Below are 18,856 nucleotides of genomic sequence, written 5' to 3'. Positions count from 1 at the left end.
GAAAATCAGGGAAAAATAGGAATCAGGATTTGTCGCTTGGTGAAGAGCTGGCGGAACTGGCGGAGCTGTTGCCGTGCAGCAATGCCGCTTGTGACTGAACGGGATTCTTTTTTCCATTACTGGGTGTTACGACACCCATGGAAATAATGTACTTGAGCGCCGCATCCACGCTCATATCGAGTTCTATCACATCGCTTTTCGGCATCATCAGGAAAAATCCGGAAGTGGGGTTGGGCGTGGTGGGCACATACACGCTCACATACTCTCCCTGAAGATGGTTAACCACATCCCCGCCGGGGTATCCGGTCATGAACGCGATAGTCCATGAACCCTTGCGCGGATATTGCACCAGCAGCGCCTTTCGGAAAGCCTCACCCTGACTGGAGAATAACGTATCGCTGACTTGCTTGACGCCGTAATAAATCGACTTTACCACCGGGATGCGCCATAACACGCCTTCCCAGAATAACACCAGCCGCTGGCCGATAATATTGGTCGTCAACAAGCCGGTGATGAACACCACCAGCAATGTCAGCACGGTGCCGACACCGGGGACATGAAAACCCACCAAGGCTTCAGGATGAAGCCTGGCCGGCAATAGCAATAGTGATTGGTCCATGGTTCCAATCAGAAACTTCAATGCCCACGCGGTGATGCCGAGAGGTACCCAGATAAGAAGCCCGGTGATGAAGTAACGTTTCATTGTTGGAAGATAACCGCGCCGGGGAGTCAGTCAGCGGCGCAAGCCGGGCACGCAGAGTCGGCGGCGGGTGTCGCTGTACCGGCAGCCTCGCTCTTTGTAGCCGCGGCTGCGGTATCCGGACTGGGTTTCGGCTTCGCGCCATTCTTGAAATCGGTCGCGTACCAGCCACTGCCCTTCAACTGAAAACCTGCAGCGGAAATAAGTTTCGTGTAAGCATTGCTGCCGCATGCGGGACAAGCCGCAACCGGCGCGTCATTTACTTTTTGCAGATATTCTTTTTCAAACCCACAAGACCCACAGCGATATTCATAAATCGGCATGACAACCTCCAGCAAAGCGGAATTTGAAAGAAACAGGATTATACCTCAACCACTTGGTTTTACCGGATATATGGACTGCAATTGAGATTACAAGGGGAAATATGGCTACGATGGCCCATCAAAATATAGATACGAGGGAAAGGCGTCATCCGGCGTAATGCGCTTCGCTTATTGTCGCCCTACCGTTTACGCGAGTGCGCTTGCAGCACTCCCGTATAACGGATGTTCTGGGCTTGAATATTCCCCGGCTAAGGAAGAGGCATAGAAAACACAGACATTAAACCGGAAAAGTTGGCCAGGAACCGCTTCTTTACTAGGACTTATTAATTGCACCTCTATTTCGTACCCGGTTTTGAAATTCCTTATGGCCGTCTGTGCGGGCTTTCCTAACCCGATGTTTTTGACTTCCACTAGTGGTGTGTGGTATCCGCGTGCCTTGCGCCTAGCAAAGATCCTTCACCTCGGCCTGTTTCCACTGCCTACAATATCCATAATCTGGCTTTCGCTAAACCTGCGAGGGTGTCCTTCGCATTTGAGCCTGATATCTGCTCTGTGTATAGCAAACTTACCCTCCAATTTCTTTTGTTACCACGCTTCTTACCACGATTTTTACGTCGCTACGCGTCTAATTAGGAGTTAGGCACAACCTAGAACACAACGCTTGAGTTACGTTGGTTACAGACAATGATCAGGCCAGCTGGGGAATCGGTGAATGGTTTGCGCCACCGGCATTCGAGTTTGTCGAATGCAGTGAGATGGCAGGACCGTATTTCACGCTACGAGACAAATCTGGTAGGAAACGCAAAAAGTTCACTCACCACTATTTTTGGGTAGATCACCTGCGCTTTCATCCGATAACCGCCCAACTGGTCGAACAACGGCTTCCTCCCATAGGGCCGCCATAACGCCTTCGAGCTTCTGGTTCAGTTCGATCCGCGCGTCAAACCAGTCGCGGATGATGCGTGCGACGCGATCTTTGAAGCCAGGTCCTCCACCCCACTGGTTGGCGCATTTGGACCAGAGTTCCTCGTCCGCCTCGAGCGGCCCACGATAAATCTCAACCGCCGCCGTGCGCGCGGACTCAGCAAAGGTCCGCCGCCAACCGTCTGCGCTGGCCTCGACTTGCTGGATCGTCTTTTGTGCCAGCATGAGGTCGGAATCCTGCTTCAAAGTGTCGAGGACGCCCTGCAGTTTGTCGAACCAGGTCTTGCTGCGGAGGAGCGCGTCCCTGGCGCCCCCGGCACCGACCTGGTGGCTAACGCTGAAATTGTAATACTCACCATTACGACGGGTCATCGCCCAGATCGTCGAAGCATAGCGGATTTTGCTCATGGCATCGATGAGCTCCTGGGAGGGTTGTCGGATACGAGGCGGTAAGGATGTATGGGCATCTAGAAAGTGGGCAAGGCGAGCGGCGACCTCCTGCACCGCTGCCGAGAAGGCTTGAGTTTCATGGTTACGGACCACCTCGTCGGCTGCCGCACATTCGTCGAGCAGCCGCTCTTCGTAAGATTTGCGCAACCAGACGATCTGTTCGAGTAACTGTTCCCGAACCCGGGCTGCGTCGTCCTTCTTCGCGTTGAAAAAAAGGATTGGAACTTCGCTCAACGCCCCGTCAGCGCCGACTAGCGTCCGAGTGATCTGATCGCGCTTCAAATCATAGCCGTCCTTATCATCAATCGGAGGCTCGCCAGTGTCGTCCTTCACTGCCATCGCCTCATTATCGCGTGGGAGGGCTAGCACCGACACCTTTCCGCCGCCCACATGAATCCCATGTGCATTGCGAAGATGGTTGAGCAGGAGCTGAACAGAGGTACTTGGGGCCTGATTAAAGGTTGAGCACAGGACCACATGGGTCCGCGAGTCCTTCAGCCGGGCGTCGAGGTCGGCGCGTACCGCAACCTCGTCAAGCCCCTTAGTATCCACAACCGAAATCGTCATTCCGGGCAATTCCAATCCGAACCCAGGAATAAGTAGGTCGATCGATGCGGGGAGTGGTACATCGGAGAGACGGCCATTGTTGATATCGCGAAACAGCTTGCGTAGCTGCTGCATGGCAGTCTTTCCACCAGCATCCTCAATCCATATTTCTCGACGCGTCCGCTGCTCGAGATTCATGGACTCGATGACTCGCGCTCGAAACTCTTCCTCTGTGGCACAGTGGCTGGCGAGTTCGAGTGCCTGATCGCGTGAAGTAGTCTTTCCTTGCATATCACGTTCACGTTTGACCGTAAGGCCCGATATATTGCGCAGAGCGCGCTGGACCTCCTCGCTTACATTAACGCTGTCGTTCTTCTGTCCATCGCTGACCGTGCAGCGCAGCCAAGTGGCCGCGCAGAAATCACCGATGAGTTTTCGCATTTCCTCGTCTGACTGAGCCTGGACCACGATCCCAAATCCAGGGCCGCGCCGGATATTAACTTCGCACAGCGTGGTATGGCCACCACCAGTTTCAAGGACAACGCGCTCACGGAGATCGCTCGCCGATGATACTGGGTCCAGCAGTCCGTAAAGGAAACTGATTGCGGTGGATTTGCCGACACCTACTTCCCCAATAAACGCGATCTGGTGACTTGCCTTACCAAGGTATGCAGCCGAGGCCTCGATGCCAGCCCGCTGCCGCTCGAGCTGCCGTTTGAGCGGCCAGGGCCTTTCCTCGGCAAGGAACTCTGCAATCTGCCGAAGCCCCTCCTCGGCAAGTTCAAGGATGTTTCGCTGGGGATTAGAGAAATCGGGTCGCTCGACATGCTGCCAGTCTTTGACAAGGAAGGCTCTGTAGTCATCAGCATCCTTCGATCCCAAGGATTTTAGCGCGACGAGAATGCGTTCTAGCTCATCATCAGTACCTGCTTCCCCATTCTCGATTCGTGAAATCCGGCTTTGGTCGACGCCCGATTTCGCAGCTAGCTGGCTCTGGGTGGCGCCGAATTCAGCACGAAACCGCGCGATGTCCCGCCCAACAGTGACCGGCACTAATTTAATCAATTCCATCTCTTCACTCCTGTCTCCTCGGCTCAATGTAGCCGTTCAAGGAGTATATGGAATAATCGTCATATATGCAATAAAATACAATAAATAAATTGCATATATGATATATACCACACACCTACTCTCCCTACTCATATTTAAAATCGGATAACCGGCGGTTAACGGTTTCCTGACCAGTTTCCCCGTATTAGGAAGTTGGTCCAATTGCGCATGTGCCGGAACAGGCTCGGCACGTTCTCGCGCAACTATGTGCGTATGGCGGCAATGGCGCGCTGCACAAGGTGTTATGTCTTGCGTCCCTTCGCCGCTCGCCCTGCTATTCAGCGCGTCCGCGCCTTCACTGCATGGCGCAAGGGTGTTGCTGCACTCCGTTAGCGCTTCGCTATCGGGATCGACAGTTGCATCAACCCATTCGCTCCGAAAAGCCGTTTGCGCGCCCCATCATCGAACTTGCATAACTCGTTTGTTCTTGGCTGGAGATTGTCGGACAATAGCGGCTTTCCTCGGATGTTTGTTTGTTGGCAGCTCCGAACGCCCCAATATAGCCAAGTTGCCCAACAAGAATACAAAGGGAGTGCCTCACTGATGGCCAAGACCACCTTCGACACCAATCCAGTGTTGCTCCAGACGCTGCTCAAGACCTGCGAGGACGGCAAGCTGCAGCTGCCGGATTTCCAGCGGAGCTGGGTTTGGGAGGAAGAGCGAATCATGAGTCTCATCGCCTCAGTCTCGCGGGGTTTTCCAATGGGAGCGCTTATGTCGCTCAAGTCGAAGATCGACACGGGTGTGGTCTTCGCCTACCGCCCGATCGAGGGCGTTCCGGTTGAGGCGCAGAGGAAACCCGAACAACTGCTGCTCGATGGTCAACAGCGAATGACCTCGCTGTACCAGAGCTGCATGCGCCGCCAGGTCGTTTCCACCATTACCGCCAAGAAACGGCTGGTCAAGCGGTGGTTCTACATCGACATTCGCAAGGCGCTCAATTCCGAGGCCGACCGCGACTCAGCAATCTTTGCCGCGCCGGAAGACCGCAAGATCAAGGAGAATTTCGACAAGGACATTGTTCTCAACCTGTCCTCGCCACAGCTCGAATACGAGAACCTGATGTACCCGCTCAACCAGGCGTTCAACTGGGACAGCTGGCAGGAGGAGTTCGGCGACTACTGGATCACCAAGGGCAAACCCGAGATGCGCGACGTCTTCAAGCAGTTCAAGAATGACGTGCTCAAGAACTTCGCCGAATACCAGGTGCCAGTCATCGCCCTCGGTGCCGACACCTCCCACGAAGCCGTCTGCCTCGTCTTCGAGAAAGTCAACACCGGCGGCAAGGCGCTGGATGCCTTCGAGTTGCTCACCGCCATGTATGCCGCCCAAGGTCACAAGCTGCGCGACGATTGGCTGGGCGACGAGAGGTCCGACAGCCCCGATCTCAAGCTCGGCATCCAGAAACGTCTCGCCAACTTCGGGCGCGCCGCCGGCCAAGCTCAAGGCGTACTTGCCAACGTGGCCTCGACCGACTTTCTGCAAGCCATTGCCCTGCTACACACCAAGGAGCTGCGCCTCACAGCGATCGCTGATCCATCGAAAAAGGAAAGCGACTGGCCCGCCGTCCGGGCCACCCGCCAATCGCTGCTCGATCTACCGCTGCCCGCCTACAAGAAACATTGCAACGCGGTACGGGCCGGCTTCGAGCGCGCCGCCAAATTCCTGCGCCAGCAGCAGATTCACCGTGTGGTCGATCTGCCCTACCAGACCCAACTCGTTCCGCTCGCCGCCATTTTTGCCGAAATCGGTGACAAGGCCGACTACGCCACCAACAACGACAAAATTGCCCGCTGGTACTGGTGCGGCGTATTTGGCGAGCTGTACGGTTCGGCGGTTGAAAGCCGCTTCGCCAAGGACATCCTCGAAGTGCCGGCTTGGCTCGACGGCGGCTCGGAACCCTCCACCGTCACCGATGGCGTGCTGCGCACCGACCGGCTGCTAACCATGCGCTCGCGCCTCTCTGCCGCCTACAAAGGCTTGCAGGCACTGCTATTGCGGCAAGGAGCCATCGACTTCCGCAGCGGCCAAGCCTTCGACCAGACCGTGTTCTTCGACGAAGGCGTCGACATTCACCACATCTTCCCGAAGAAATGGTGCGAAGACCAGAAACTGCCGGCCTCGCTCTTCGATTCCGTGGTTAACAAGACCCCGCTCGGCTACCGGACCAACCGCATCATCGGCGGTGTCGCGCCCTCCAGCTATCTAAAGAAACTGGAAGAGGGCAGAGCCGGCCCCAACGGCCAGATCATCGAGCCACCCATTGACAAGGCCGCGCTCGCCAGCTATCTGCAAACCCACTGCATTCCGGTGCCGGAGCTATACGCCAACGACTTCGACGGTTTCATGAAAACGCGCCAGAAGCTGCTCATGGAACTAGTCTCGCGTATCACCGGTCATGCGGCGCCGACAACCGCTGAAGCCGCCGAAGAAGGCGATGACATCCCCACATCAATGGCCCACGACAGTGGCCTCGAACTCATTGAGCCAGATTAACCATGCATTGGATAGCCCCTTCCGAAAAAAACGCCGCTTCCACCTCGCTCGAAAAGCGCCTGTGGGATGCCGCCGACCAGTTCCGAGCCAATTCTGGCCTAAAGGCGCAGGAATACTCCGGACCTATCCTTGGCCTGATTTTCCTGCGCTTTGCCGAAGTCCGCTTTGCCATCCAGCGCAGCAAGCTCGAAGGCGCCAGCGCCTCATCCCGCCGAGGCAGCCGGGTCGATGAGCCCGCCGCCTACCACGCCGAAGGCATCCTCTATCTCAGTCCAGAGGCGCGCTTCGACTACCTGTTGACGCTGGCCGAGGTCGCCGACATCGGCGCCAAGGTCAATGCCGCGATGCGCGAGATCGAGAAGCACAATCCGCAACTCGCCGGCGTGCTGCCCAAGACTTACAACCTCTTCACCAGTACTCTGCTCAAGGAACTGCTAAAGAAGGTATCCGAGATTCCGGCCACGCTCGATTACGACGCCTTCGGCCGCATTTACGAATACTTCCTCGGCGCCTTCGCCATGACCGAGGGCCAGGGTGGCGGCGAGTTCTACACGCCCTCCAGCATTGTCAAGCTGTTGGCCGAAATTATTGAACCCTTCCACGGCCGCATCCTCGACCCCGCCTGCGGCTCCGGCGGCATGTTCGTGCAGTCGGCGCGCTTCGTCGCCGAGCACCAGAAGAACCCCGCCGCCGAACTCGCCATCTGCGGCGTCGAAAAGACCGACGAAACCGGCCGCCTGTGCCGTCTCAACCTAGCCGTGCATGGGCTGGAAGGCGACATCAAACACGGCGGCAACATCAACAGCTACTACGACGACCCGCACACTGCCACCGGATCGTTCGACTTCGTGCTCGCCAATCCGCCCTTCAACGTCAATGCGGTGGACAAGGAGCGGCTCAAGGACATGGTCGGCGCCGGTCGCCGTTTTCCCTTCGGCCTGCCGCGCACCGACAACGCCAACTACCTGTGGATTCAGCTCTTCTACTCGGCGTTGAACAGCCAAGGCCGCGCCGGCTTTGTCATGGCCAACTCGGCCTCCGACGCCCGTTCCTCCGAGCAGGAACTGCGGCAGAAGCTGATCGAAGCGCGGGCGGTGGATGTCATGGTCGCCGTTGGCCCCAACATGTTCTACACGGTTACCCTGCCCTGCACCCTGTGGTTTTTCGACAAGGGCAAGGCCAAGACCCCGCGTGCCGATACCGTGCTGTTTATCGACGTCCGCCACATTTACCGGCAGGTCGATCGCGCCCACCGCGACTGGACGCCGACGCAGATCGGGTTCATCGCCAACCTGGTGCGCCTCTATCGCGGCGAGGCGCTCGACACAAGAGTCGGCACTGGCGAGACGATGGCCAAGCTCAAGGAAGTCTTTGGTGACACGCCCGCCTATGCCGACGTGCCCGGCCTATGCAAGGCGGCGACGTTCGCCGAGATCGAAGCTCAGGGCTGGTCGCTCAACCCCGGCCGCTACGTCGGCGTCGCGCCAGGCGAGGACGTCAGCGACGAAGACTTCAAGGAGCAGCTCGAAACACTGAACGAAGAACTGGAATCGCTCAACGCCCAGGCGCGGGAACTGGAGCAGACCATCGCCGCGAATGTAGCGAGGATTTTGAGCGAATGAAAACGGTTAAGTGGGAGCGTATGCCCTTGGGAGCAGTGACAAATCTCTGTCTGGGCAAGATGCTTGACCAGAACAAGAATCGTGGGGAACCGCTTTCCTATCTTGCAAACGTAAACGTCCGTTGGGGCGAATTTGCGCTGGACAACCTTCGAACCATGCGCTTTGAGCCTAAAGAAATGGATCGCTACGGGCTTAAGTTCGGCGATATTGTCATGTGCGAGGGTGGTGAGCCTGGACGTTGTGCGATATGGAAAGCTCAGATTCCTGGAATGATGATCCAGAAAGCTCTACACAGAATCAGGCCAAAGAAGTTTCTGGACTACCGCTTCCTCTTCTACAGTTTCCTGCATATCGGCCACTCGAAAGGTTTCGATCAGTACTTTACAGGCGCGACCATCAAACATTTGCCGGGAGAAAAGCTGGCAAAGGTCGAAATTGATATTCCCCCGCTTCCCATCCAGCAACGCATCGCCGGCATCCTCTCGGCCTATGACGAACTCATCGAGAACAGCCAGCGGCGCATCAAGATTCTGGAGTCGATGGCCCGCGCCCTCTACCGCGAGTGGTTCGTCCATTTCCGTTTCCCCGGCCACGAAGACCACCCTCGCGTCGCTTCCCCCCTCGGCGATATTCCACAGGGGTGGGAGGTGAAGAAGCTAGGTGACTTAATCAGCATAGACAAAGGGGTTTCATATAACGGTGCCGGCTTGACCAAGGATGGCAATCCTATGGTCAATCTCAAGAACATTCTCACTGGAGGAGGATTCCGTCGAGACGCCACGAAGCCCTATTCCGGTGACTTCAAGCCTCGGCATACTGTGAAGCCTGGCGACATCATCTTGGCGAATACCGATCTCACACAGGCCGGCAACGTTGTGGCCAGCGCGGCACTGATTCCACGTTTTGCAGATGATCGTCCGATACTTATTTCTCACCACCTGTTTGCCGTGCGACTTCCCGAAGGTTTGCCGGCGTCGTTCATTTATCACTTGCTCCTCGAAGATGACTTCCGCGGCTTCGCAAAGGGGTATGCGATTGGCACAACGGTATTGGGGCTTCCGAAAGAGGGTGTGCTCAATTTCGCCTTTGCTCTTGCGTCGAAGAACTTGATGGCTGACTTCGTCAAGCATGTTGCACCGATGCATCGGCATATCGAAACACTTCTGGAACGAATAGAAAACCTCCGCCACACCCGCGACCTACTGCTGCTGCGCCTGCTTTCCGGCCAGATCGAGATCGAGGCCACTTGATCCATGAGCACCCACGCCTACAGCGAAGAGCAACTCGTCGAGCAGCCCGCCATCAGCCTGTTTGCCACGCTCGGCTGGCAAACGGTGTCGGCGCAGGAAGAAACCTTTGGTGCGGGTGGCACGCTGGGGCGCGAGACCAACGGCGAGGTGATACTGGTGGAACGGCTGCGCGCCGCTCTTTGCAAATTCAACCCAGCGCTGCCGCTAGATGCGATCAGCAATGCCGTCGATGATCTGACCCGCGACCGTTCGGCCATGAGCCCAGAGGCCGCCAACCGCGAGGTCTATCGGCTACTGAAGGAAGGAATTACGATATCAGTGCCCGACCGCGAGCACGGTGGCCAGAAGACCGAACGCCTGCGCGTGGTGGATTGGGAACACACCGAGAATAACAACTTCCTGCTGGTCAGCCAGTTCAGCGTTGTCGGCAGTCTCTATACCTGCCGGCCCGATCTGGTCGGCTTCGTCAATGGCCTGCCTTGGGTGGTGATCGAACTCAAGAAACCCGGCGTGTCGGCACGCGCCGCCTTCGACGAAAACCTGACCCATTACAAGCAGCAGGTTCCGGCGCTGTTCTGGAGTAATGCCCTGCTAATCGCCAGCAACGGCACCGACAGCCGCGTCGGCTCGCTCACCGCCGACTGGGGCCGTTGGGTGGAGTGGAAGCGCATCGAGCGCGAGGACGAAGTGCGCCGCGTGTCACTGGAAGTGATGCTGCGCGGCACCTGCGACCGCACCCACCTGCTCGATCTTGTGGAGAACTTCTCGCTGTTTTCCGAGCACAAGGCCGGGCTGGTCAAGATTCTCGGCCAGAACCACCAGTTCCTCGGCGTCAATAATGCCATCGCCTCGATGCTCGAAGCGCGCAAGCTCGGTCACGGGCGCGGCGGCGTGTTCTGGCAGACGCAGGGGAGCGGCAAGAGTTTTTCTATGGTCTTCTTCGCGCAAAAAGTACTGCGCAAGCTTGCCGGCAACTGGACGTTTGTGGTCGTCACCGACCGCGTGGAACTGGACGAGCAGATCGCCAAGACCTTCAAGACCACCGGTGCGGTGTCGGAGGCCGAGGGCGACGAATGCCATGCCGCCAGCGGCGCCCACCTGCGGGAGTTGCTGCGCGGCAATCACCGCTACGTTTTTACCCTGGTACACAAGTTCCAGACGCCGGAGCTGCTTTGTGACCGTTCCGACGTGATCGTGCTGACCGACGAAGCACACCGCAGCCAGTACGACACCCTGGCGCTCAACATGCGCGCCGCGCTGCCCAAGGCGATGTTCCTCGCCTTTACCGGCACACCGCTGATTGCAGGCGAAGAGCGCACCAAGGAAGTGTTCGGCGACTATGTCTCGATCTACGACTTCCAGCAGTCCATCGAAGACGGCGCCACCGTGCCGCTGTTCTACGAGAACCGCACGCCGGAGTTGCAGCTCGTCAATCCCGACCTGAACGAAAACATCTACCGTCTGATCGAGGATGCCGAACTCGACGCCGAGCAGGAAGCCAAGCTGGAGAAGGTGCTGGGGCGGCAATACCACCTGATTACCCGCGATGACCGGCTGGAAACGGTGGCGCAGGACATCGTGCGGCACTTCCTGGGGCGTGGCTTCCTGGGCAAGGCGATGATGGTTTCCATCGACAAGGCCACGGCATTGCGCATGCATGACAAGGTGAAGGTGCATTGGGCGGCGGAAACCGAGCGGGTACAGAAGGAACTGGGCGAATTGCATTACCGGCCCCCTCCAGGCGGATCCAGCATGACGCCTGAGCAGGCACGGCGCGATCTGCGTATGGCGGAGCTGAAGGCCCGCCTGGAAGTGCTGACCAGTACCGACATGGCGGTGATTGTCTCGCCGGGGCAGAACGAAATCCAGCAGATGCAGAACTTGGGTCTCGATATCGAGCCGCACCGTAAGCGCATGAACGAATCGCAACCGGGGCTGGACGAGAAGTTCAAGGACACGGATGACAAGCTGTGCCTAGTCTTTGTCTGCGCCATGTGGCTGACCGGCTTCGACGCACCGAGTTGCTCGACGGTGTATCTCGACAAGCCAATGCGCAACCATACGCTGATGCAGACCATCGCCCGCGCCAACCGCGTCTTCCCCGGCAAGCACAGCGGCGTGATCGTCGATTACGCCAATGTCTTCGCCTCACTGGAAAAGGCGCTGGCGATCTACGGGACAGGAAAGGACGGGAAAAGCCCGGTCAAGGACAAGCAGCAACTGGTGGAGGAACTGCGCAAGTCGGTGGCGGATGCCACGGCCTTCTGCACCGCGCACGGCGTGATGCTGGCCGAGATCGAGGCTACGGCGACCGGCAGCATAGAGCGTCTGTCGCACATCGAGGACGGCATGAACGCGCTGATCTCACCGGACCCGTTGCGTCGCGACTTCTTTGCCCATGAGCGGTTGGTGAGCACGCTCTACCGGGCCGCGAAGCCCGATTCTTCAGCGCTGGAATTTGCGGGCAAAGTCGCCTGCCTCTCCGCGCTCGTTGACACCATTCGCGCCAAGCTGAACCCGAACCAGCCGGATATTTCCCAGGTGATGGGGCAGATCAACAGCCTGCTCGACGAGTCGATCACCGGCCACGAAATCCGCCAGTCAGGACCGCCAGCGCTCAACCTGTCGAAGATCAACTTCGAGGCATTGGCCAAACGCTTCGAGAAATCTAGGCACAAGAACACCGACCTCGAAGTGCTCAAGGCGGCGATCCGTGCCCAACTGGGAAAGATGATCCAGTTGAACCGCACCCGCGCCGACTTCGCCGAGAAGTTCGAGACGCTGATCGAAAGCTACAACGCCGGCAGCCGCAGCATCGAAGAACTGTTCGAGGAACTGATGAGGCTGTCAAACAGCATGAACGAAGAACAGGAACGGCATGTGCGTGAGAACATGAGCGAGGAGGAGTTGGTCATTTTTGACATCCTCACGCGGCCGGCGCCGGAGTTGTCGGCGGAGGAACGGGCTGAGGTAAAGAAGGCTGCCCGCGAATTGCTGGCGCGGTTAAAGGCGCTGCTGGTACTGAATTGGCGGCAGAAGGCTGCGGCGCGATCACAGTTGAAGCTAACCATCGAAGACACCCTCGACGCTGGATTGCCGCGTGCCTACACGCCTGAACTTTACAGTCAGAAATGCTCGGCGGTGTTCGAGCATGTGTATGAGAGCTACCCGGAGCGAAACGCGGGGGTGTATGCATGATGTGCGCCAATCCACCGTGCCGCCAGTACCGACTATTACCAATCGTCGGCCGCAATCAGCGGCGAGGAATCGAATTGCAATCAGGAGTATCAAATGAAATATCGCCACGCCGCCGCACAGCCGCTGGAAAATCCCGAAGTGGTCATCAATCTCTGGGCCTATTCAGGCGAAGACGGCACCATTCTGCGCCTAGCTGGTAAGACCTACGTTATGCAGGGAACAGATGCCGAGAAGTTGGCACTACTTCGCCGTCTCGCTGCAACCGACTTTCTCTCCGCCTCCTGGCACAAGGTGCCGGCGAACTTTACGATCCAGCACACCGATTTTGGTGAGATGAAGGGGGCGGCACACGCATCCATGATCAACGAGCAGCATTACCACGAACGCCTATTCGGCCCGCTGATCGAAAAGCTGGCGCAGTCGATCCCCGAGCAGGCCCGCAGCGTAAACGGCGAGTACCAGAAATTCAGGCTGGAGTTGCCGGAAGCACCTCTATGCATTTCGACCATCGTGATGGAGTACGAAGACGGAACGCTTGCGCCGATGGTGTCGGCTTAATCCACGCCAGGCTTGTCGGTGACGTGCCGACACTCCATTTTTGCGAAACAGATTCAGCCATACCCGCCCCGGTCATCAAGCGGATCAAGGCCCAACTTATCCAGCCGTAAGCCGTTCGGCCATGCCCGCCCCTGAGGTGTTGGCGAAAGCGGCATACTCGGCTTTGAGTCGTTGATAGGTGCACCGGAATCCGAAACCCTGTTTAGACATTAAACCGAAAATGCATCACATCCCCATCCTTGACCACATACTCCTTGCCTTCCAGCCGCATCTTGCCCGCCTCCTTCGCACCCTGTTCACCGTTGCAGGCGATGAAATCATCATAAGCGATGACTTCCGCGCGGATGAAACCTTTTTCGAAATCGGTATGAATCACGGCGGCTGCCTGCGGAGCGGTATCCCCCTTGGATATGGTCCAGGCGCGCACTTCCTTCACGCCGGCGGTGAAGTAGGTTTGCAGTCCGAGTAGCTGGTAGGCAGCGCGAACCAGCCGATTAAGCCCCGGCTCTTCCAGATTCATGTCGGCCAGAAAGACCTGTTTATCCTCATCCGGCATTTCCGCGATTTCCGCTTCCAGGGCTGCGCAAATTGCCACCACCGGCGCACCCTCTTTCGCGGCGTATTCCTGCACGCGTGCCAGCAGAGGATTTCCGGTGAAACCCTTTTCGTCAACGTTGGCGACATAGATGGCGGGTTTCGCGGTGAGCAGGCAGAGCGGCTTGAGCAATTGCTGTTGCTCCTTGTCCAGCCCCAGGCTTCGAGCAGGCTTGCCCTGATCGAGATGAGCCCTTGTCATTTCCAGCAGCGCCACCAGCTTGATCGCGTCCTTGTTGCCGGACTTGGCCAGCTTGGTTTCGCGTTGCAGCGCCTTTTCCACCGTCGCAAGATCGGCCAGGGCCAGCTCGGTCTGTATGGTCTCGATATCAGAGACCGGGTCCACATTGCCGCTGACATGCACGACATTGTCATTAACGAAGCAGCGCACCATGTTGACGATGCCATCGGTTTCACGGATGGTGGCGAGAAATTTGTTACCCAGCCCTTCGCCCTTGGATGCACCCGCGACAAGACCGGCGATATCCACGAACTCGACGATGGCGGACTGCACCTTTTGCGGGTTGACGATCGCGCTGAGTCTGGCCAAGCGCTGATCGGGCACTTCAACGATGCCGATATTCGGCTCGATGGTGCAGAAGGGGTAGTTTTCTGCCGAGATGCCTGCCCTGGTCAGCGCATTGAACAGTGTGGATTTTCCTACATTGGGCAGACCCACGATACCGCATTTCAGGCTCATAAGATTATTTTAGTGGATTATAAATAGCAGATCCGGGCCACAAATGGCACGAGATGAAAAATGAGATGGACACCTTCCTTCATTTCATCCTAAATCCGGTAGTTGACCGCTCATTTAATAGACCAGTGTTATGATAAAAAATAATATTTCCTATTATTTGGCTCTCACCTTCTGAGTGAGACCGCTACGTGATGAATTGCACAGTTTTTGCGGCACATGGCTGCGTTGCAACTTCTTGGAATGGAACGAACGACCATTCCGCGTCGTTGCGCCTTGCCCTGCACCCCCAAAACCATACACTTCACCCCTTTCAACCACCGGACTTAGGATCATCCTTGATTACTTTTGTATGCAGCTTCAGCATGGCCGCCTGGCAATTGCCTTCCGCGATAAGCGGCCAGACCTCCAGGCTGCGATGGATCGCTTCGTCTATCAGCGGCACTTCTTCCTTGCGCGGCGGCTGCAGCACATAACTTACCACGGCATTTCTGTCGCCGGGATGGCCAATGCCAATGCGCAGGCGCCAGAAATCCTTGGTGGCAAGGTGGGCGGCGATATCCTTCAAACCATTATGCCCGCCCAGCCCGCCGCCCAGTTTCAGTCTGGAAACGCCCGGCGGCAAATCCAGTTCGTCATGAACCACGAGAACCTGCTCAGGCTGAATTTTGTAATAACGGCATAATGCCGCAACGGCTTTCCCGCTGGCATTCATGTAGGTCTGCGGATTGAGCAGCCACAACTCTGCATCGCCTTGACCGGTACACGCGCACAAACCATGAAATCTCGCTTCGGCTTTCAGCGTCATGCGCAACTCGTCCGCCAGGCGGAATATCCACCAGGCCCCGGCATTGTGACGCGTGGCGGCATATTCCCTGCCCGGATTGCCGAGACCGACGATGAGTTTCATCGAACGAAACAGAATAGTCTTACATGCTAAAAGAAAAGCCCGCCGGAAGCTATATACTCCAGCGGGCTATATTGAAAAACCGCGGGGATTATTTCTTCTTCCCGGCGTCTTTTTTCTCACCCTCTTTTGCAGCACCCTCTTTCTTCTGTACGGTCGTCGGGATATCCGCCGCAGCCACTTGGGCAGCCGCTTCCTCGGCGGCCACGGCACGCGGAATGACGATAGTCGCCACCGGCAAATTCTCGCCTCTGCCAAGCGTGGGAATCTCCACGCCTTCCGGCAGCTTGAGGTCGCTCAAGTGCAAGGTATTGCCAGCGGCAAGATCGGTCAGATCAACCGTGATAAATTCAGGCAGATCTTTCGGCAAGCAGGAAATATCCAGTTCAGTGAGCACATGGCTGACGAGACCGCCCGACAATTTCACCCCGGGCGCGTTCTCCGCGTTGATGAAGTGCAATGGCACTTTCATGTGTATTTTCTTGTTCTTGTCCACACGCTGGAAGTCGATGTGCAGCACTTGCAATTTGAACGGGTGCATTTGTATATCACGCAACAGCACCTGCTCTTTTTCCCCATCCAGATCCATGGACAGGATGGAAGCATGAAAAGCCTCCTGTTTGAGCTTGTGATAAAGACCATTATGATCCAGCTCAATCGCTTGCGCCGGATTCTCTCCGCCATAAATAATGCCCGGCACCTTGCCGGAACCACGCAGGCGGCGGCTCGCACCTTTGCCCTGTAACGTGCGCTTGTTGGCGCTGATTTCAATTTGCATCGTGCTTTCTCCAGAATAGGGAGCATCCGCGACCAGATGGCTCCGATTAAAAAACGCTTACTCCATGAACAATGAACTTACCGAATCCTCGTTACTGATCCTTAACATCGTTTCCGCCAGCAGGCTCGCCACGCTCAACTGTTGAATGCGAACGCAGGCTTTGGCATCCTCACGCAGCGGAATGGTATCGGTGACGACGAGCTTGTCGAGCGAGGAATTCTCAATCCGCTCCACCGCTTTGCCCGACAATACTGCGTGAGTGCAATAGGCCAGTACACTTTCGGCACCCTCTTCCTTTAAGGCGCGGGCCGCTTCACACAAAGTATTGGCGGTATCCACCATGTCATCCATGATGACGCAGGTGCGTCCATCCACCTCGCCAATGATGTTCATCACCTTGGCAACGTTGAATTTGGGACGGCGCTTGTCGATGATCGCCAGATCGCATTCCAGGCGCTTCGCCATCTGCCGCGCGCGCACCACGCCGCCCACATCGGGCGAAACCACCACCAGGTTCTGATAATCGCTTTTCCATACGTCTCCCAGCAGGATCGGCATGCTGTAGATATTATCCACCGGAATATCGAAAAATCCCTGAATCTGGTCCGAATGCAAATCCATGGTCAGCAACCGGTCTATCCCGACGGTGGTCAGCATGTTCGCCACCACTTTGGCGGTGATGGGCACCCGCACCGAACGCGGCCTTCTGTCCTGACGGGCATAGCCGAAATAAGGCATTGCCGCGGTAATACGTCCCGCTGATGCCCGCTTCAACGCATCCACCAGTACCAGTAATTCCATCAACGTGTCGTTAGTGGGCATACAGGTGGATTGCAAAACAAATACGTCCTTGCCGCGGACATTCTCGAGGATCTCCACCATCACCTCGCCATCGCTGAAACGGCCCACCGTCGCGCGTCCCACGTGGATGTTGAGATGACGCACCACATCCTGCGCCAGCTTCGGATTGGCATTGCCGGTGAAAACCATCAAGCTATCGTAGGCCATGGGGCAAGTGATTATTTGAGATTCTTAACCGACGCTGAAAGACAAAAGAGATACAAGCGGCATCTCGCGCATCTTGTATAACTGACCTGACACTTCAAAACCTGGCTGGGGAGGTAGGGATCGAACCTACGAATGCCGGAATCAAAATCCGGTGCCTTACCACTTGGCGACTCCCCAAATTTACTGCTCTGCAAAATCATGCATGGGATGGCGATCCAATCCTTGCACCATAAAACCAGTCATATCGCCTGGAACCTGCGCGAGCGCGATTTGTGCCGCCGGCTCCGTGGCGAACTCGGCAAATACACAAGCACCCGAGCCCGTCATCGCCACCTTCCGGGTGTTATCGAGCCGCCCGAGCCACTGCAGATGACGCGCCACCTCTGGATAAGTCCGGCATACCACCGGCTCCAGATCGTTATGCCCATGCTCGACGGAAAAGGGCGGTATTTTGATTGGAATCGTGTTTCGTGTCAATTCTTTACTGGCAAAAACCTGCGGGGTGGACACGTGCACGGGTGGCATCAGGATGAGATACCACGCAGGCGGCAGCAGGATGGATGAAAGCTTTTCGCCTACCCCTTCCGCAAAAGCATTTTCACCGAAAATGAATACGGGTACATCCGCGCCCAATTCGAGCCCAAGTGCCAATAGCCGGTTTCTTTTCCAGCCCAGTTCCCATAAACGGTTGAGTGCCAGCAGTGTCGTCGCCGCATCGGAACTGCCGCCCCCCAACCCGCCACCCATCGGGATGCGCTTTTCCAGCAGAATATCGACACCCAGGGAAGTGCCGCTTTCCCGCTGCAGCAGTTTTGCTGCACGTACACAAAGATCTTGATCTTCGGGCACGCCAGCAGTGGGCGTATGAAGTTTGATCGCCCCGTCTTCGCGCAAAGTAAAATTTAACCGGTCCGAAAAATCCACGAAGCGAAAAACCGTTTGCAATAAATGATAGCCATCTTCTCTACGCCCGACGACATGCAGGAACAGATTGAGTTTGGCTGGGGCGAGGCAAGCGAGCTTGGTCATCAGTTCAGAGTTGGCTTCATTGATTGCCCGGATTCCAGCTGTCTATGATGAGTTTTATTTGAAGACCAGGACGTTTAAGCATCAGCAATCTTGGACGCGCGCCTTGCGCCTGTACGGTTTCTATTCCCGGCATGGGAAAACGGCTCAAATAACTGATCTCCCATCCGTCCTGACGAATAGCCATAATGGTCCCATCGATATCCCTATCTATTTCGGCTACCGTCGCGGGCGAATTCACGCTTTGTACCCAATATTGCAACCCCATCAGTGGCAGCCGCCAGCCCAGCACCCGTTCCGTCAGGGTTTCCACATCGAGAGCGTAAAAGGTTTCCTGCTCGGAAGTCGTCAGATACACGCCTTCACGATCGCGCCGTATCTGTGCCACAGCCTGGCCAAGCGGGGAAAGGAGAAGAATTTCATCACCTGCATCGGCGTGATGCCATTGTACGCCGCCGGAGAAGCTATCCTTGTCGCCCGTCACCGAGACTCTTCCAATCAGCCTGAAAGCCGCCAGCTTTGTTTCCGCGGTACCCGTCATGGGTTCAATGACGATGGTACTGACAGCAGTTCGTTTATGAACGGGAGTGGTGCAACCAGGGGAGAAAAACAATACACATAAAATCAGACCCCACCACGGAACATTACCCCGCTTTATAAAAAGCGGAA

14 protein-coding genes and 1 tRNA gene are annotated in these 18,856 nt (G+C 56.6%); 5 read left to right on the top strand and 10 right to left on the bottom strand.

Annotated features, from left to right (window positions below; translation table 11 throughout):
* Positions 1 to 22 precede the first annotated feature (22 nt).
* The 3 genes from EBAPG3_RS05165 to EBAPG3_RS05155 all read right to left on the bottom strand — a co-directional run bounded on the left by EBAPG3_RS05165 (position 23) and on the right by EBAPG3_RS05155 (position 4,014).
* A complete protein-coding gene (locus tag EBAPG3_RS05165) occupies positions 23 to 703 on the bottom strand; it encodes a DUF502 domain-containing protein (RefSeq protein ID WP_004176318.1) in 681 nt (226 codons plus the stop codon).
* 26 nt (positions 704 to 729) lie between these two features.
* Complete coding sequence (locus EBAPG3_RS05160) at positions 730 to 1,023, bottom strand: FmdB family zinc ribbon protein (protein ID WP_004176316.1); 294 nt, start codon at positions 1,021 to 1,023, stop codon at positions 730 to 732.
* Positions 1,024 to 1,833: 810 nt separating this feature from the next.
* On the bottom strand, positions 1,834 to 4,014 hold the full coding sequence (locus EBAPG3_RS05155) for a helix-turn-helix domain-containing protein (RefSeq protein WP_004176312.1): 2,181 nt from the start codon (positions 4,012 to 4,014) through the stop codon (positions 1,834 to 1,836).
* 582 nt (positions 4,015 to 4,596) lie between these two features.
* Between EBAPG3_RS05155 and EBAPG3_RS05150 the strand changes: the two genes are divergently transcribed.
* The 5 genes from EBAPG3_RS05150 (at position 4,597) to EBAPG3_RS05130 (ending at position 13,177) form a co-directional block, all read left to right on the top strand.
* Complete coding sequence (locus EBAPG3_RS05150; RefSeq protein ID WP_004176306.1) at positions 4,597 to 6,549, top strand: GmrSD restriction endonuclease domain-containing protein; 1,953 nt, start codon at positions 4,597 to 4,599, stop codon at positions 6,547 to 6,549.
* Positions 6,550 to 6,551: 2 nt separating this feature from the next.
* Positions 6,552 to 8,171 carry a class I SAM-dependent DNA methyltransferase gene (locus EBAPG3_RS05145; protein ID WP_085921925.1) on the top strand — a complete coding sequence of 540 codons (1,620 nt, stop codon included), beginning with the start codon at positions 6,552 to 6,554 and terminating at the stop codon, positions 8,169 to 8,171.
* Positions 8,168 to 9,421: a restriction endonuclease subunit S gene (locus EBAPG3_RS05140; protein ID WP_085921924.1), complete on the top strand. Its 1,254-nt coding sequence runs from the start codon at positions 8,168 to 8,170 to the stop codon at positions 9,419 to 9,421. Before EBAPG3_RS05145 ends, EBAPG3_RS05140 begins: the two co-directional genes overlap by 4 nt.
* A 3-nt stretch (positions 9,422 to 9,424) precedes the next feature.
* A complete protein-coding gene (locus EBAPG3_RS05135) occupies positions 9,425 to 12,619 on the top strand; it encodes a type I restriction endonuclease subunit R (RefSeq protein ID WP_085921923.1) in 3,195 nt (1,064 codons plus the stop codon).
* Between the two features lie 93 nt (positions 12,620 to 12,712).
* Positions 12,713 to 13,177 carry a hypothetical protein gene (locus EBAPG3_RS05130; RefSeq protein WP_085921922.1) on the top strand — a complete coding sequence of 155 codons (465 nt, stop codon included), beginning with the start codon at positions 12,713 to 12,715 and terminating at the stop codon, positions 13,175 to 13,177.
* A gap of 202 nt (positions 13,178 to 13,379) precedes the next feature.
* On the opposite strand, the gene ychF is transcribed toward EBAPG3_RS05130, so the two are convergent.
* From ychF to lolB, 7 genes are all read right to left on the bottom strand, one after another.
* Positions 13,380 to 14,471: a redox-regulated ATPase YchF gene (gene ychF, locus EBAPG3_RS05125; protein WP_085921921.1), complete on the bottom strand. Its 1,092-nt coding sequence runs from the start codon at positions 14,469 to 14,471 to the stop codon at positions 13,380 to 13,382.
* 310 nt (positions 14,472 to 14,781) lie between these two features.
* Entirely contained in the window at positions 14,782 to 15,378 is a 597-nt protein-coding gene (gene pth / locus EBAPG3_RS05120; protein WP_085921920.1) for an aminoacyl-tRNA hydrolase, read from the bottom strand.
* Between the two features lie 88 nt (positions 15,379 to 15,466).
* The gene (locus EBAPG3_RS05115) at positions 15,467 to 16,153 is read right to left on the bottom strand and encodes a 50S ribosomal protein L25/general stress protein Ctc (protein WP_085921919.1); all 687 of its coding nucleotides are present in this window, start codon (positions 16,151 to 16,153) and stop codon (positions 15,467 to 15,469) included.
* Positions 16,154 to 16,210: 57 nt separating this feature from the next.
* Positions 16,211 to 17,161 (bottom strand): ribose-phosphate pyrophosphokinase, encoded by a 951-nt coding sequence (locus EBAPG3_RS05110; RefSeq protein WP_085921918.1) that lies wholly within the window; start codon positions 17,159 to 17,161, stop codon positions 16,211 to 16,213.
* A gap of 102 nt (positions 17,162 to 17,263) precedes the next feature.
* Positions 17,264 to 17,338, bottom strand: a tRNA-Gln gene (locus tag EBAPG3_RS05105).
* Positions 17,339 to 17,341: 3 nt separating this feature from the next.
* Positions 17,342 to 18,190, bottom strand: a complete 849-nt coding sequence (gene ispE, locus EBAPG3_RS05100; RefSeq protein WP_085921917.1) for a 4-(cytidine 5'-diphospho)-2-C-methyl-D-erythritol kinase — start codon at positions 18,188 to 18,190, stop codon at positions 17,342 to 17,344.
* Positions 18,191 to 18,206: 16 nt separating this feature from the next.
* Complete coding sequence (gene lolB / locus EBAPG3_RS05095) at positions 18,207 to 18,728, bottom strand: lipoprotein insertase outer membrane protein LolB (RefSeq protein ID WP_161493774.1); 522 nt, start codon at positions 18,726 to 18,728, stop codon at positions 18,207 to 18,209.
* Positions 18,729 to 18,856: the final 128 nt, after the last annotated feature.

Source organism: Nitrosospira lacus (assembly GCF_000355765.4).
Classification (GTDB): domain Bacteria; phylum Pseudomonadota; class Gammaproteobacteria; order Burkholderiales; family Nitrosomonadaceae; genus Nitrosospira; species Nitrosospira lacus.
The sequence above is the reverse complement of the archived record's forward strand: the minus strand, read 5'-3'. Positions and strand labels throughout refer to the sequence as shown.